We start from the raw sequence: 14,553 nt of genomic DNA on the forward strand, positions 1-14,553 counted from the left end.
GGTTTCCACCTAATATAAAAACAACAGGGATGTGCGTGCCGGTATTTTGAGGGGGGGGGGCGGGCCGGCCCCCCCTCCCGCTTCCGGCTCAATCCGTCAGATCCCCGCCAGGAAATCCTCCAGCAGCCGCTCCATCTCCGGGTTGCTCCCGATCAGGGTCAGCCCCAGCGCGAACGAGATCACCCAGACCACGGCCAGGATCACGGTGAGGATCAGCATGGCCCTCGACAGGTTGCGCCTGTTGAGGTTCGTGCCCGACCCGAACGACCAGATCACCAGCAGGACCAGATTCAGGACCGGCACGCCCAGGAGCAGGATCATCGTGAAGAACTCGGCCGTCGAGAGGGGTCCGTCGCGCTGATCCACCGTCGTGCCGACTCCGGAATCCGCCATCAGTAGCCTCCTCCGAGGAAGACCGCCGGAGCCGAGGCGCCCTGCCCGGCTCCCTCCACTATCACCGCGAAGTAGATGCCCGCCGGCATGTCCCCGCCCAGAGAGCCCGCGCTCGACCCGGGAGGCACCGTGCACGAGCCCACGGTCCTTCCCGAGATGTCCGCCAGCACCACGACCGAGGGGCTCGAGGGGAGCGACGGGTGAAGCAGCGTGAACCCGATCGACCCTGTGCAGGGGTTCGCGATCCGGAGGACACCGTCCGCCCCGGCCCCCGGACCGGAGGAGAGTCCGAGGGGATGGAAACGGGCCGCATCGAAGGCCAGCCTCTCCCCGCCCTGGCCGTTCCAGTCGCCCAGGTAGAGGGAATCGCCTGGCTGCAGCGGGAAGGTGCCCAGGGAAGCCCACTCGCCTGAGTACGAGCCCTGATCCAGAGGCACCGTCACTGTTCCGGAGGGTGTCGACAGCCTGTAGATGCCGGTAGCCGAGGCATAATAGGCCGGGATGTAGACGCAGACCTCGTACTCGCCCGGCCAGGGCAGCACTGGCTTCCATTTCGCGAAGCAGGTGTCGGGCGGCGAGGCCGTGGCCCAGGTCCACCAGAAGCCCCCGTCCCAGCCCGAGTCCTCCTCGTGCCAGAACCGGCACGGGCCCCGCTTGCCGAAGCCGAGCGAGTTGTCGTCCACCAGGGTGTCGGGCTCGACCCTGACGTCGTGCCTGGCCAGGATGAGCTGGTTCACGGCCCCTATCTCGAGGTGCCCGTTGTTGTATCCCGGCCAGTCGTAGAGGCAGGCCTTGCCGTTCGGATACCGCCAGCTCTGCCCCCATCCCGTCAGGTTCGCGTCTCCGTAGGGGTCGTTGACCACGACGGTGCGGTCGGCGTAGTAGCCGGTGAACAGGATGATGTGCCCGTAGGAGCCGCCGGAGTAGTCGATGGTGCTCGAGCAGACCACAGGCCACGACGACTCCAGCTCGGAAGTCAGCGTGCCCCAGGAGGTGCCGGCCCACTCGGAATAGAGCCCGGTCTGCTCGAGGAACAGCCTCATGTAGGACCAGTAGGCTCCCCCGGCGTCACGGCAGATGAACCCGTGGGCTCCTTCGACCCAGATGTCGCCGGGCGAGAGGCCGGGAATGTCGTAGGTGTATCCGAGGAAGGTGTACTCCTCGGGGATGTAGCGCCCCCAGGAACTCCAGTGGCCGGGCGACGGGGAGGAGCACCAGATGGAGTCGGGAGTCAGCCTGTCGTAGTACTGCGAGGCCATCATGCACGAGGAGGGGCCGCACGACCACGAGCCGTTGAACGAATCGGGAGTGTCCCAGCGCTGGTGCATCCACGGCACGTCGATCTCGGCCTCGGGGGCGGAGCTCCCTTCAGGCGCGGCATCGTCCATCGCCGGGAAGGCCGGTATCGGACGCTCCATGCCGGGCCCGGCCGGCAGGCCCGACTGCGTGTCGGTCCAGACCGGCCCCAGCCCCGGGACCATCGCCGGCCTGGACGCCGGGACGCCCCGGAGCGAGATCGCGACGTCTCCGCCGCCTGCAGTGAAGGCGCGGCACTCCGAGGCTCCGTCGGGGAGGAGTCTGGTGTAGAGGACCGACCCGTCGGGCAGGAGACGCGGCAGCAGAGCGTCCTCGATGGTCGCGGCGACCCTGCGGGTTGCCGGGTCCAGCAGTCTCGCGGATCCGTCGATCATCCTCGCGAGGACCACCCCCGGACACGACTGCACGCCGGCGGCGCCTTCCAGGACGATCTCCTGACTGCAGCCGGGTCTGGCGGCGAGGAGCCCGCCCTCGGGGTCCACGAACCAGAGGGAACCGGCATCATCGAGGCAGGCCGAGGGACAGAGCGCGGCATCCGGAAGGAGGCCGGTCTCCACGAAGTCGGAACCGATGACGTGGAGCCCATCGGCGTCGGAATAGAGGAACCCGGACGGGGCGGGGAACGGGCCGCATGCGATGTCCCGTTCGACGAGAACTTCCCGCCTACCGTCCGAGATTGCGACTATCCGCTGCGATCCTTCGGCGCACTCCTTGAACAGGACTGCGTCCCGCAGCAGGAAGGCGTTCCGGCCCGCCCCGGGTTCCGTCGAGAGGACCTCGAAGGACGAGCCGTCCCACACCGCCAGGCCCCTTCCGGTGCCGGTCGTGAGAAGGATCATCCCGCCGCCCGCATCCTGGACCACGGTCATCCCCGCGGGATCGGACCGGGTTGCGATATTCCCGCCGCCCGAAATGAGAACGGATGTGAGAAGAATTGCTCCGATCATTCCGTTCCGCCGGTGTACTTGAAATATCCCAAAGGTATCACGCCTTCGCATCTCCCGTGTCTGGCAGATCATTCTACGTATCGGCCGATTCCGCTGCAAGACCGTGACAGGGTGTTCGGCAAGTCTGGTTCACCCGTCCGGGTAGTCGGGGGGACGGTATGCTCCTGGAGCAAGAAACCCGTCACTTATGCCCGAGACCCCGACCATTGACGGGCCCTCTAGGGGATCGTTGATTCATACGATCAAGCCGTCATCAGCACACCCGTTCAACGACAGGGGAACTCTCGATGGGCGGATCCACTGGATCGAGAACGGCCAGAACGGCTGCTGCTGTAGTGGGATCTCTGTCAGTAGCAGTCGCTTTTTACGCGGATGCTGCCGGTTTCAGCAGCCCCGGCATTGGTCGCGGGCAGATCATCATCGCTCTCTTTGGACTCCTGCTCATCGCTTGTTCCATACTAAGAAACCCTGGCCGCGTTTACAGGGCCGCCGCAGTCGTCCTGTTGAATACCCTCATTCTCCTTGTCATGCTCGAGTTTGCTGCGACAGGCTTCTATATGTTTAGAGCGAGGTCATCGGCTGACCGGTCCGGTGATAGGAGCGATCCTCACGCGAAGATGCTCGATCTGCTCAGCGCGAACTACGCACCGTATGTGACATGGCGGGAAGTCCCTCACTCGCAGGTCGACTTCACGATAGATTCCGAGTGTAGGAGAGTGGTCACCGGCGCATCGGAGGATCCCGGTGCCTACGAGGTCTTCATGTTCGGTGGTTCTACGATGATCGGATGGGGCGTGCCGGACAGCCTCACGATCCCGTCCATAATGCAGAAGCGACTCTCTTCTTCGATGTCGGTGCCTGTCCGTGTCGTCAACTTCGGCCAGCAGGCGTACGTCAGCACGCAGGAACTCATCGAACTCATGCTGCAGCTTCAGGATGGACGGAGACCCGACCTCGTCGTCTTCTACGACGGCATCAACGACACCTTTGCAGCACTTCAGTCGGGGATTCCGGGAGTTCATCAGAACCTGGACGACATTGCGCGCAGATATGCCGGGATCGTAGAAACAGTCTCGTTCTGGGAATCACTCTCGAGCAGGAGCAACCTTCTGAGTCTCGCACGGGAGACTCTTCTCCACGGAGCGGAATCCGACACCATCCCGGCCTGGAGCGGAGGAGATGCAGGAGCGGATATCGACTGGCTCTCCGATGAGATCGTCTCGGTCTATTCCGCAAACTGCGGGATCGTCAGAGCCCTGGGAGATGATTACGGTTTTGCGAGCGCCTTCTTCTGGCAGCCCTACCTCGGAAGCGGAGAGGGAACAAGGATCCTTTCCTCCACTGAACGTAACGTCGCAGAAGAGATGGAGACCGGAGACCTTTCCTCCCTTCTCGAATCGACCTATTCGAAAGCTTCGGCGCTCGAGGACTCCATCCCCGGCTTCACGGACATCTCCGGGTGCCTCGATGGTTCCCCGGACGAGCTCTTCGAATTCGGCGACTTCTGCCACATCAACGCCGAAGGGAACAGAATCGTGGTCGAGGCGATGATCGCCTCGCTGGTGTCCGATGGCACCATCCCTGACTCGCTCTTCCGCGAGCCCGCCGGGGAACCGGCCACACACTGAGGGCTAGCTTCAGCCCTGCACATCTTGACAGGAAGCCCCGCGAGGTCTTAGCTAAGCCTGTCTTTCTTGGAGGTTCTTTTGGCCGGTGGCGGGTTGATGTCGCGCCTGGGGATCGTCGGCGAGCTCCTGGCATTCCTATGGAGCAGGAAGCTCTACTGGATGATACCGATGGTGATCGTGCTGCTGCTGGTCGCGGGGCTCCTCATATTCGCCCAGGGCTCCGCCGTGGCGCCCTTCATCTACACCCTGTTCTAGCCGGGCGGATTCCGTGATCGCACTGTTGTCGGTTCTCCTGGGGCTCGCGGGCTGGTCGGCGGGTGCCGCCGCGTGGGCAGGCAGGAGGCTTCCGGTGCCTCATGCCGCGGACCTCGCCGGCATCCCCATCCTCTGGTGCGCCCTGCTCTTCGCCCCCGGCTACGACCCCGGCCGCCTCGCCGCAGCCGGCGTCTCGTTCCTGTCGGGCTTCCTGTGCGGAAGCGCCTCCTGCCTGCTCCACAGATCGAAATACCCGGCTGCAAGGAGGGAGGCTGCGGAGGCTGCCGGTCCAGCCCGAATGGCATGGCCGGCCTGGAAGCGGTTCGCCCGCAGGATGGGCGGCTTCCAGGGCCGCGTGCTCCTCGGGTTCTTCTACTTCACGGTATTCGCCCCCTTCGCCGTCCTGCTCCGCCTCGGCGGCGATCCGCTCGGAAGACGAACCGCGACCGATACCGGCTGGGTCGCAAGGCCGCAGTCGAGCCGCACGGGTGACGAATGCCTGCGGCAGTACTGAGATGAGGGGCGAACCGTGAACATCCTGGGGATCAGCTGCTACTACCACGACTCCGCCGCGGCCCTCCTGTCCGACGGGAGGCTCGTCGCCGCCGCCCAGGAGGAGCGCTTCAGCAGGATGAAGAACGACGAGGGATTCCCGCGACGGGCCATCTCCTTCTGCCTCTCCCGCGCGGGGATCGAGGCCCGCGACCTCGACTGCGTGGTCTTCTACGAGAAGCCGCTGGTGAAGTTCGAGAGGATCCTCACGACGTCCCTCGCCACCTTCCCGGGGTCGAGGACCAGCTTCTCAGAAGCCATGGTCAACTGGTTCGACCAGAAGCTGTGGGTGAAGTCCCACATCCAGCGGGAGTTGGGCGTCGACCCGTCCCGCATCATGTTCGTCGACCACCACGTCGCCCATGCCGCCAGCGCCCTCTTCTCGAGCCCGTTCCACGACGAGGACTCCGCCCTGCTGACCCTGGACGGCGTGGGGGAGTGGACCACGACGGCATCGGGCATCGGCAGGAACTCGCGCTCGGCGGGGTGCGGGAGCTGGATCAGGCTCGACAGGGAGCACAGGTTCCCCCATTCCATAGGCCTCCTCTACTCCGCGTTCACCGCGTTCCTCGGCTTCCAGGTCAACGAAGGCGAGTACAAGGTCATGGGCATGGCCCCGTACGGGGAGCCCAGGTACCGCGACGCCATCCTCGACAGGATCGTGAAGGTCCACGGCGACGGCAGCTTCACCCTGGACATGGACTACTTCGAGTACCACAGGTCGGCCGAGAGGAGCTTCTCGCGGAAGCTCGAGGGCCTCCTCGGGGAACCGCGCAGCCCGGAGGCGCCCTTCGTCACCACGATGACCGACCCGGGCAGGGCGAGCCCCTCCGATCCGGCCGTGAAGTCGAGCCAGAAGTACGCCGACATAGCGGCGAGCATCCAGAAGGTGACCGAGGAGCTGATCCTCGGGCTCGCAAGGAAGCTCAGGGAGGACACCGGCGCGAGGACTCTGTGCATGGCCGGGGGCGTGGCGCTCAACTCCGTGGCGAACGGGCTGGTGCAGAGGGAGGCCGGTTTCGACGAGGTGTTCATCCAGCCCGCCGCCGGCGATGCGGGGGGTGCGCTGGGCGCGGCGCTCTATGCCTGGCAGGTGATCTTCGGCAGGCACGGGGCCTTCGTGATGGAGAACGCCTACTGGGGGGCAGACTATTCCGATGCAGAGACGAACCTTGCCCTGAGGGAGTCCGGGCTGCCCTTCGAGGCCCTGGAGGAGGATGCGCTCGTCGACCGTACGGTGGACGCGATGCTGGGCGGAGCGGTGGTCGGCTTCCACCAGGGGAGGTTCGAGTGGGGCCCCAGGGCCCTCGGCAACCGCTCGATCCTCGCCGACCCGCGCGATGCGGCAATGAAGGATACGATCAACCGCAAGATCAAGTTCAGGGAGCCGTTCCGCCCGTTCGCGCCCGTCCTGGCCGAGGAGGACGCCCCGCTGTACTTCGAGGGTTTCGACGGGTCGAAGCTGAACTACCCGGCGCGGTTCATGCTCACTGTCCACCCTTGGAGGGAGGAGCACGCCGACCTCGCCCCTGCAGTCAACCACATGGGCACCGGGAGGCTGCAGACCGTTCGGCGGGAGTGGAATCCCCGCTACAGCGAGGTCATCCGGCGGTTCGGCGAGGCGACCGGAGCGAGGGTGATCGTGAACACCAGCTTCAACCTGCGCGGCGAACCTATCGTGAGCAGCCCCTCCGACGCCATAAGGACCTTCATGGCGAGCGGCATAGACAACCTCGCGATGGGCGGCTTCTGGGTCTCGAAATGAGCACGGTCCCGGGGGCGCTCGACGGCCGCTTTACGGGCTAGACCCCGGCAATCCGCTCGATTAGTATCTATCGTCTATCTTCCGCCACCGCGTGACCTGCCCGCTGGAGGGGAATGGCAGAGAACTGGGTGGACATGCTCGGCCGCGACCTCGAGAAGTTCGGTACTCACGAGGCCGGCCGTGAGCCCGCTCTCCAGCTCGTTCCGGGCGAGAGGCGCGAGGTGGCGGTGCTCTTCCTCGACCTCACCGGTTTCACGGCCCTCTCCGAGAACATGGACCACGAGGCGCTCCACAGGATATCGAACGGCGTCATGCGCGCCCTCTCCTTCGAAGTCGAGTCCAGCGGAGGCGTGGTCGACAAGTTCGAGGGCGACAGGATGATGGCTCTCTTCGGCGCAACGGTCTGCCGCGACAACGACTGCGCGAGAGCCGTCGCCTGCTCGCTCAGGCTCATAGAGACCCTCAAGGAGATCAACTCCGTGATGGAGAAGCACGGCTTCAGCATCTCCGGAAGGGTCGGCCTGAACTTCGGGCCGGTGACCGTGGCTCCCGACCCGTCCGGGCATCTCACCGCCCTCGGCGACGAGGTCAACGTAGCCTCCCGCCTCGAACAGGCGGCCGAGACCGGAACCGCGCTGGCCACGGCGCGGGTCCGCGAGGAATGCGGCGACCTGTTCGAGTGGGAGGACCTCGGGGAGATGATGATCCGCGGGAGGGTGAAGCCGGTCAGGACATTCCGGATCGCAGGCCCCGGCAGGCTTCAGGCCGCCCGCATGCGGAAGGCCTCGCGCCTCCCCGAACCCTCGATCTCGGGCAGGGCCCGTGAAATATCCGCATTTACTGAGTTTCTCGCCTCGCCCCTCGATCCCCCCCTGAATCCCAGGGGAGGTCCCCGCCACAGGATCTGCAGGCTCTCGGGCGATGCCGGCTCGGGCAAGAGCCGCCTCCTGCGCGAGTTCACCTCCATCCTGGTCAGGGAGAGGCCCGGGATCGCCGTCCTCGAAGGCAGGGTGTTCCCGTTCGGGGCCAGGCCGTTCTCCTACTGGATCTCGCTTCTCGCCGGCCAGGTCTCCTCCCAGCCCGGGGGCGCCCCGGATCCGTCGGAACTCGCTGCCCGGATGCGCGGCAGGCCCTCGGGCGGGGCTGACCGGTCGATGACGCAGAAGGAGATGAACCAGGCCGTCAGGGACTACATCCAGGCGGTGGCGCGCGCTTCGGGCGAAGTGCTGCTCGTGGTCGACGACTGCCAGTGGATCGACCACTCATCGCTGGACGCCCTCGAGTTCACCCTGGCGAACTGCGACACCCCGGCGCCCATGACGGTGCTGCTGGCGGGACGGACGGCCGACGAGTCGGACGGATCCCGCCCGTCGGTGCACGAGAACTATGCTGCGCCGTGCAGGATGGAGATCGGGTCGATGCCCGAGAGGGACCTGTGCGCCATCCTTGCCTCCATGCTCGAATACGACACCTGTGAAGAGCTCTCGCCGGATCTCAGGCGGTTCGTCGTGAGGCGCGCCGGCGGCAACCCCCGCTTCGCCCGGGAGATCCTCCTCGACCTCATAGAGACCGGAGTGATGGAGGAGACCGGAGGCGGGTGGCTCCTGCGGTCCTCTCCCGAGGAGGGAAGGATACCTTCCTCGCTGTCGGGGGCGGTGAGGTCCAGGGTGGACAGGCTCCCTTCTAGACTGAGAAAGGCTCTGCAGATATCCGCCGTCCTGGGGTTCGAGTTCTCCGTCGGGCTCTACGAGCGCACCGCCTCCAGGCTGGGTCAGGCACATCCAGATGAGGACCTTCGCGACCTGGTCTCCCTCGGTATCTTCTCGCAGCACAGGGCGGAAGGGGTCGAGACCGTCACGGCCAGCGACGAACTCGCGATGAAGGCAGCCTATGACGGGCTCCTGTTCCAGAACAGGACGCTCATCCACCGATGCGCGGCCGAATCCCTCGTGTCCTCCCGGGAGCTCCGCCCCGGAGAGGCCGGCATGATCGCCAGGCACCTGTCCAGGGCGGGCGAATACGTGGAGGCCTCGAAGTGGGCCGTGCGCGCCGCCCTCGAGGCTTCGGCCTCGTCGCAGGGCAGGGTGGCGTCCTCCTGGGCCTCGAGTGCGCTGAAATGGCTCGAGGGGCTTCCCGAGGGCGACGAGAAGACCCATCTGAAGCTTGATGCGCTGCGCGTCATGCGCGAATCCTTCATCTCGACCGGGCGTTTCGAGGGTATCGAGGAGGCGCTCCTGGAGGAGATCAGCCTTTCCAGGGAGCTGGAGATGCCCGGGCGTACGGGGATGGCTCTCCAGATCCTGAGCAGGATCAAGGCTTTCCATGGCAGGGCCGGAGAGGCCGAGGCACTCTGCGAGGAGGGCCTGGCCGCGGCTTCAGTGGCGGGTGACGGAGAGTTGGAGGGCGCCCTCCTCACCGAGAAGGCCCTGCAGTGGACGCGGAACCGGGCCGAGGCCCGCCCGCTCCTGGAACGCGCGTACATCCTGTTCGAGAAGGCGGGCCGCGTAGACGCCATGTCCCAGATCATGAACAACATAGGCAGCCTCATGATCAGCGGGGGGGACATCGCCGGGGCGCAGCCCTACCTGCTGAGAGCGCTCGATATAGTGAGGGGCACCAGGTTCAGGGGCGCCGAGGCCCAGGCCCTGGTGAAGCTCGGGATAATCGAGGGGATGAAGGGACGTTTCGAGGACGCTGTCGCCAAGTTCAAGGCCGCTCTCGAGATACAGGAGGCGGCAGGCGACAGGCGTGAGCAGGGAGTCATCCTGAACAACGTCGGCAAATGCCTGATGGAGATGGGCGACTACGACGGAGCCAAGCGCGTGCTCAGGCAGGCCCTCCTCATCCACCGCGAGACCGGCAACCAGATCAACGAGGCCAACTCGCTCGAGAACCTCGGCTGCATCTTCCTGCGCGACGGCGATCTCAACAGGGCGCGCCTCCATCTCGAGGACTCTCTCAGGCTGTTCGAATCCGTCGGGTTCCCGTACGGGCGCATCAGCTCCCGCGCTTCGCTCGGGATGGTGGAGGCCGAGGCGGGTGCCGTCGAGACCGCCGTCAGCCACTACAGGGCCGCTCTCGACCTGACCGAGGAGATGAAGATCGCCTCCTCCGCCGCGGAAGCCCTGAAGGATCTGAGGGATCTCCTCCTCCGCAAGGGCGTTTCAGATGGCTCCATCCCGCTCCCCCGGGGCTGGCTCAAGGCCTGACCGCCGCTCCAGCAAAAAATGTGAACCGCTCCCCGTCCCGGAGCACTTATGCTCCGGCAGCACCTGCGACGGGGGGAGAGGCGGATGAAGGAGAGCACCAGGACGAGCTACAGGGACAGGATGCTGTCGGTTCTGGTCTACATAGAGGCCGGGCTGGACAGGAACCTGACCCTGGCCGAGATCGCCTCGGTCGCCGACTTCTCTCCGTACCACTTCCACAGGGTGTTCACAGGGACCGTCGGAGAGTCCATCTCGGGCTTCATCCGCAGGCTGAGGCTGGAGAGGGCTGCGGGCCGCCTCCTCGAGGGGGACGAGCCCGTGATGGTGATCGCCCTGCGGGCGGGCTACTACTCCAACCAGGCGTTCACGAGAGCGTTCCTCGCGTCCTTCGGCGAACCGCCCTCGAAGTTCAGACGCCTCCGGTCCAGCATACCCCTGATCTCCTCCCCGTCGGGCTACCACTATCACTCGGGTGAGGGAGTGGTTTCGTTCAACACCGTGGAGGGAGGAACAGGCGTCATGGACGCGAAGACGGTCACGACCCGGGACATGAAGGTTCTCAGCGTGCGGCACGTGGGGCCGTACCACATGATCGGGGAGGCGTTCGAGAGGCTCGACAGGGCGGTGAAGGCGGCCGGGGTCGACACCCGCGACTCCCAGTGGCTCGCGATCTACAACGACGATCCGGATCAGGTGCCCGCCGCCGAGCTGACATCCGAGGCATGCGTGACGGTGAGGGAGTTCCCCGCGCTTCAGGAAGGCTCGGACATGAAGGCGTTCGATATCCCCGGGGGGCTCCACGCCACCACCCGGCACGTCGGCTCCTACGACGGTCTGCATGCATCGTGGGGCACCCTCGTGGGCTCCTGGATACCCTCGAACGGATTGAAGCCCAGGTGCGCGCCCTGCTACGAGATCTACGTGAAGGGGCACGAGTGCACGAGCGACGAGAGCGAGTTCCTGACCGACCTCTACGAACCCGTGGACAGGGTCTGAGCCGGATGGAGGAGGGGGCCGCTAGCCGGCGGCCCCCGAATCACTGGACATGACCAGCAGGCCGATTATGAAGTCGGTCTGCCCGAAGTCCTCTCTGACGAAGGAACTGTCCATGCTCTCCATCAGCTTGCTGATCCGCCGGCACGAGTCCGCCGCGAGGGACATGGAATCGGCTGCCCTGCCGAGGTCCCTCATGCACCTTGCCTCGTACCAGGCAGCCTCGAGGTCCGCCAGCGTGTCGTGGGCCGTGTAGAGCGACCTGGCCTCCGAAAGCAGTGACAGAGCCTTCTCGATGGCTCCCGGCCCCTCGTCCTCCCCGGCCTGGAACTCCACGACGCCCCTGCAGAAGAGCAGGTCGGCATGGAGGCGCCTGCCCGCCCTGGCCGGCCCGGCAAGTTTCGACAGCGAACCCAGCAGCGTCCTGGCCTGGGCATGGCTGCCCATGGCACCGAGTATCCGCGCTGCGCTCATGCTGCAGATCAGCGAGCTCCTGGCGTCACCGAGCCTGTGGGCGCTCTCGAGTGCCGTGCTGAAGCGTCTGAGAGCGGGCTCCATCTCGCCCCTGTGGAGCTCCGCCAGGCCGGTGATGATCTCGGAGTCGACGCCGAGAGCCGGACAGCCGACCATCTCGGCGAGCTTGGCCGCCTTCTCCGTGAAGCCCTCGGCTATCTCGACCTGGTTGAGCGACATGTGAACCGCGCCCAGGCCGGCCCAGACGCCGGCGAGCCCCTCCATGTCCCCCGACGTCCTTGCTATGGAGTCGGCGCGCCTGAGGATCCTGTATCTCTCCTCCCAGGAGCCGTTCGATGACAGTATGCCCGCGAGCGCCACGAGGGCCCTGGTCTGTTCGCGGGCGTCGCCGGCCTTCTCCGCGATCTCCGAGGCCTCGCAGCACATGCCGAAGCCGCTCGACGGATCGCCGTCCGCGGCAAGGATCGTGCCGTAGACCCGCAGGAATTCGGAACGGAGGTGGTTGCCGCCAAGACCCTCCATGCCGCCTTCGAGCCATCCCTCCACATCCGAGAGCAGGCCCACGGCTTCGCCGGTGTAGCCCATGGAATGCTTCAGCTGGGCCAGGGCGACCCTGTTCGTCATCGCGAGCTCGGGGCTGGGGGAGGGGAGGTCCTTCATCCTGTCGAAACAGCCTCCGGCGGAGACGAAGTCGCCCGCCTCCAGCAGGCACTTCCCGAGCAGGTGCAGCGCCTGGCAGGTCTCCTCCGGCTTCGAGACGAGGGCGATGGCGGTCCTGAAGTGCTCCATCGCCGCATTCCGCCTCCCATTGCGCCTTGCGAGCCCGCCCAGTTCCAGGCATTTCTGCGCGAATCCCTCAGGGGGTTCGGCCATTTCGACCGCGGCCGCCCTGTACATCCCCAGCCATTCCTCGCGCTCCAGACCGGCCGAGCGTCCGGCTGCGTCATCTGCGCAGTCGAGGAGGAAGTCGAGGGCCATCACCGGTTCTATGCCCAGGGAGTAGGCCCAGGCAGCACGCCTGTTGCGCGGGGCAGAGGGAGCCGCGGCCGAATGGAAGTCGCCGAGCCGGGTCAGGAGAGCCCGGCGCTCGTGCCCGGAGGGCTCGAGTGCCGTTCTCACCGCATCGCATGCGAAGCGGTACGCACCTTCAGGCATGTCCGATCCGGCGGGAGCAACGGTCAGGAATCCGGCGTCCACGGCTTCGCCGAACAGGGTTTCCGCCGCTCCGGGTTCCATGCCCGACATGAAGGCGGCCTCGGCGGGAGTGAAGTGCCAGGGGACGACGGATGCGGCTGAAAGGACCCCTCCGAGGCGCGGGCCCGCTGATTCCGCCTTCCGGGCCGCGTAATCCGCCATGCGCTGGAAGTCGTGACCCCCGTCGGTCTGTCCCGGATTCGAAGGCGACAGGTCGAGGTTCCTGAGCAGCTCCTCGAGATTCTGCGGATTGCCTCCGCTGATGGATGTCAGGTGCTCCCTGTCGCCGGCGTCGGCTCCGGCCGTGCCTATGGCGAGGCAGATGAGGTCGGTGGCACTCTCGTCCGAGAGCCTCGGCATATCGATCCTGCCGACATGGATGAACAACCCGAGGGTTTCGAGCCATCCCGCGAGAGGACCCGGCAGGGGGGTCCGCGCGAGGAGGACCAGCAGTATCCTCGAACCGGCGGCCCGCCTGACCAGGGACGCTATCTGTTCGAGATCCTCCGGCCCGGCCGACTGCAGATCGTCGATGATGGCGACCAGCGGCGCCGTGGAGGAGAGTTCGGCAAGCCTGTCCACCGGATCGCCGGTCTGGGGGAGGGGCGCCCCATCCTCCTCTCCCCGGAGTCTGGGCAGGAGCAGATCCAGGATGCCGGCCCCCGTGTGGAACCTCGAGGTCGTCAGGCTCGCGGAGGCGTACCTGCAGCCCCTGAAGCCTGCATAATGCGACAGCTCTGCGGCGAGCCTGGTCTTGCCGATGCCAGCGGGACCGGTGACCGCCACTACCGCCAGACCGTCGGAGATGGACGAATCCAGAGCGTTTCTGAGCATCGAGAGCTGCTCGGCCCTGTTCACGAAATGATCGAATGAAGGCCCTCCGCCGGATGCCGCAGGATCGTCTCCGGAGCATGCGGCAATGCGGCCGGAGCCGAGCGATCTCGACATCTCCAGCGACTTCCCGGCCTTCTCCATCACCGCGGACAGATCCCTGTCGGCTCCCGCGCTCTCGGCTATCCCGAGGTTGAAGGCGACCGTGAGGCCCCCGGGAAAGGCCTCCTGCTTCAGGCCTCCGGCCAGGCGCAGCGCCAGGTTGATCGCCTGCGTCCTGTTCGTGGATGGGAGGACGAGGGCAAACAACCCCTTCTCGAGGAGCATCAGCTCGTCAGTCTTCTTCGTGTTGCGCGCCAGCATGTACGCAGTCTGCTGGAGCATCTGGTCGGCCATGAGCTTCCCGTGCCCGCTCCTGACCGAGTCGAGGTCGAGGAGCTCGAGGAGCATGACGGACCACGTTTCGCCTGCTCCGCGAACCCTGAAGGGCGGATCGAGAACGTCCAGCAACCCGCGGCCGGGAAGCCCGGTCAGGGGGTCGCGCGGGGACTCCTTCTCAGCGGGCATCCTCATCCCTCCCTGAACCGCCAATCCTTATCCAGGCGACCTTCTTCCGCTTCTTGATGAGCCTCTTGGGTATCAGATAGCGGCAACCGTAGATCGTACCGAGGATGAACCTGTTGAAGACGAACCCGATGCCCGTATCCAGCCCCGTGGATGCCGTCGCGGTAATCCCGTCGAAGCGCATCCGCTTCGCCGCGGACAGCACCCTCAATCCGGATATCTGCGTCTCCATCGTGATGTCCGTGACGATCCCGTCGAACTCACCGCCGCGCCCGGCGAGAACCGCAACGCCTTCGCCGGCGGATCTTACCCTCACCACTTCGGCACCCCTGGATTCGAGATCCCGGGTGATGGCCGAGGCATACCTGTCGTTGTCGTCGACGAGGAGCACACTCTTTAGCGCAGGTGGTCTTCCGGGCCTTCCCAGCACA

Annotated in this window: 10 protein-coding genes; 6 read left to right on the top strand and 4 right to left on the bottom strand. The window is 65.8% G+C overall.

Annotated features, from left to right (window positions below; translation table 11 throughout):
• Positions 1 to 96: 96 nt before the first annotated feature.
• Together QUS11_09600 and QUS11_09605 are read right to left on the bottom strand one after the other, a co-directional pair.
• The gene (locus tag QUS11_09600) at positions 97 to 393 is read right to left on the bottom strand and encodes a hypothetical protein (GenBank protein ID MDM7993557.1); all 297 of its coding nucleotides are present in this window, start codon (positions 391 to 393) and stop codon (positions 97 to 99) included.
• Positions 393 to 2,579 (bottom strand): C39 family peptidase, encoded by a 2,187-nt coding sequence (locus QUS11_09605; GenBank protein ID MDM7993558.1) that lies wholly within the window; start codon positions 2,577 to 2,579, stop codon positions 393 to 395. The genes QUS11_09600 and QUS11_09605 overlap by 1 nt, the downstream gene beginning before the upstream one ends.
• Positions 2,580 to 3,274: 695 nt before the next feature.
• Between QUS11_09605 and QUS11_09610 the strand changes: the two genes are divergently transcribed.
• The 6 genes from QUS11_09610 to QUS11_09635 all read left to right on the top strand — a co-directional run bounded on the left by QUS11_09610 (position 3,275) and on the right by QUS11_09635 (position 11,062).
• The gene (locus QUS11_09610; protein MDM7993559.1) at positions 3,275 to 4,285 is read left to right on the top strand and encodes an SGNH/GDSL hydrolase family protein; all 1,011 of its coding nucleotides are present in this window, start codon (positions 3,275 to 3,277) and stop codon (positions 4,283 to 4,285) included.
• A 96-nt stretch (positions 4,286 to 4,381) separates the two neighbouring features.
• The gene (locus QUS11_09615; protein MDM7993560.1) at positions 4,382 to 4,540 is read left to right on the top strand and encodes a DUF5989 family protein; all 159 of its coding nucleotides are present in this window, start codon (positions 4,382 to 4,384) and stop codon (positions 4,538 to 4,540) included.
• Between the two features lie 13 nt (positions 4,541 to 4,553).
• Entirely contained in the window at positions 4,554 to 5,054 is a 501-nt protein-coding gene (locus QUS11_09620) for a hypothetical protein (protein ID MDM7993561.1), read from the top strand.
• Between the two features lie 15 nt (positions 5,055 to 5,069).
• Complete coding sequence (locus tag QUS11_09625; GenBank protein MDM7993562.1) at positions 5,070 to 6,857, top strand: carbamoyltransferase N-terminal domain-containing protein; 1,788 nt, start codon at positions 5,070 to 5,072, stop codon at positions 6,855 to 6,857.
• A gap of 113 nt (positions 6,858 to 6,970) precedes the next feature.
• Positions 6,971 to 10,066, top strand: a complete 3,096-nt coding sequence (locus tag QUS11_09630) for a tetratricopeptide repeat protein (GenBank protein ID MDM7993563.1) — start codon at positions 6,971 to 6,973, stop codon at positions 10,064 to 10,066.
• An 84-nt stretch (positions 10,067 to 10,150) separates the two neighbouring features.
• Positions 10,151 to 11,062 (top strand): GyrI-like domain-containing protein, encoded by a 912-nt coding sequence (locus QUS11_09635; GenBank protein ID MDM7993564.1) that lies wholly within the window; start codon positions 10,151 to 10,153, stop codon positions 11,060 to 11,062.
• Between the two features lie 21 nt (positions 11,063 to 11,083).
• On the opposite strand, the gene QUS11_09640 is transcribed toward QUS11_09635, so the two are convergent.
• Both QUS11_09640 and QUS11_09645 read right to left on the bottom strand, forming a co-directional pair.
• Positions 11,084 to 14,125, bottom strand: coding sequence for an AAA family ATPase (locus QUS11_09640; GenBank protein ID MDM7993565.1), 3,042 nt, complete (start codon positions 14,123 to 14,125; stop codon positions 11,084 to 11,086).
• Positions 14,115 to 14,513, bottom strand: a complete 399-nt coding sequence (locus QUS11_09645) for a response regulator (GenBank protein ID MDM7993566.1) — start codon at positions 14,511 to 14,513, stop codon at positions 14,115 to 14,117. Before QUS11_09645 ends, QUS11_09640 begins: the two co-directional genes overlap by 11 nt.
• Between the last annotated feature and the right edge of the window lie 40 nt (positions 14,514 to 14,553).

Origin of the sequence: Candidatus Fermentibacter sp. (assembly GCA_030373045.1) — a bacterium.
In the GTDB taxonomy this organism is placed as follows: domain Bacteria; phylum Fermentibacterota; class Fermentibacteria; order Fermentibacterales; family Fermentibacteraceae; genus Fermentibacter.

Coding starts and splice junctions, on each gene's coding strand:
- QUS11_09600 (MDM7993557.1), bottom strand. CDS start 393: ATGGCGGATTCCGGAGTCGGCACGACGGTGGATCAGCGCGACGGACCC.
- QUS11_09605 (MDM7993558.1), bottom strand. CDS start 2,579: ATGACCGTGGTCCAGGATGCGGGCGGCGGGATGATCCTTCTCACGACC.
- QUS11_09610 (MDM7993559.1), top strand. CDS start 3,275: ATGCTCGATCTGCTCAGCGCGAACTACGCACCGTATGTGACATGGCGG.
- QUS11_09615 (MDM7993560.1), top strand. CDS start 4,382: ATGTCGCGCCTGGGGATCGTCGGCGAGCTCCTGGCATTCCTATGGAGC.
- QUS11_09630 (MDM7993563.1), top strand. CDS start 6,971: ATGGCAGAGAACTGGGTGGACATGCTCGGCCGCGACCTCGAGAAGTTC.
- QUS11_09635 (MDM7993564.1), top strand. CDS start 10,151: ATGAAGGAGAGCACCAGGACGAGCTACAGGGACAGGATGCTGTCGGTT.
- QUS11_09640 (MDM7993565.1), bottom strand. CDS start 14,125: ATGCCCGCTGAGAAGGAGTCCCCGCGCGACCCCCTGACCGGGCTTCCC.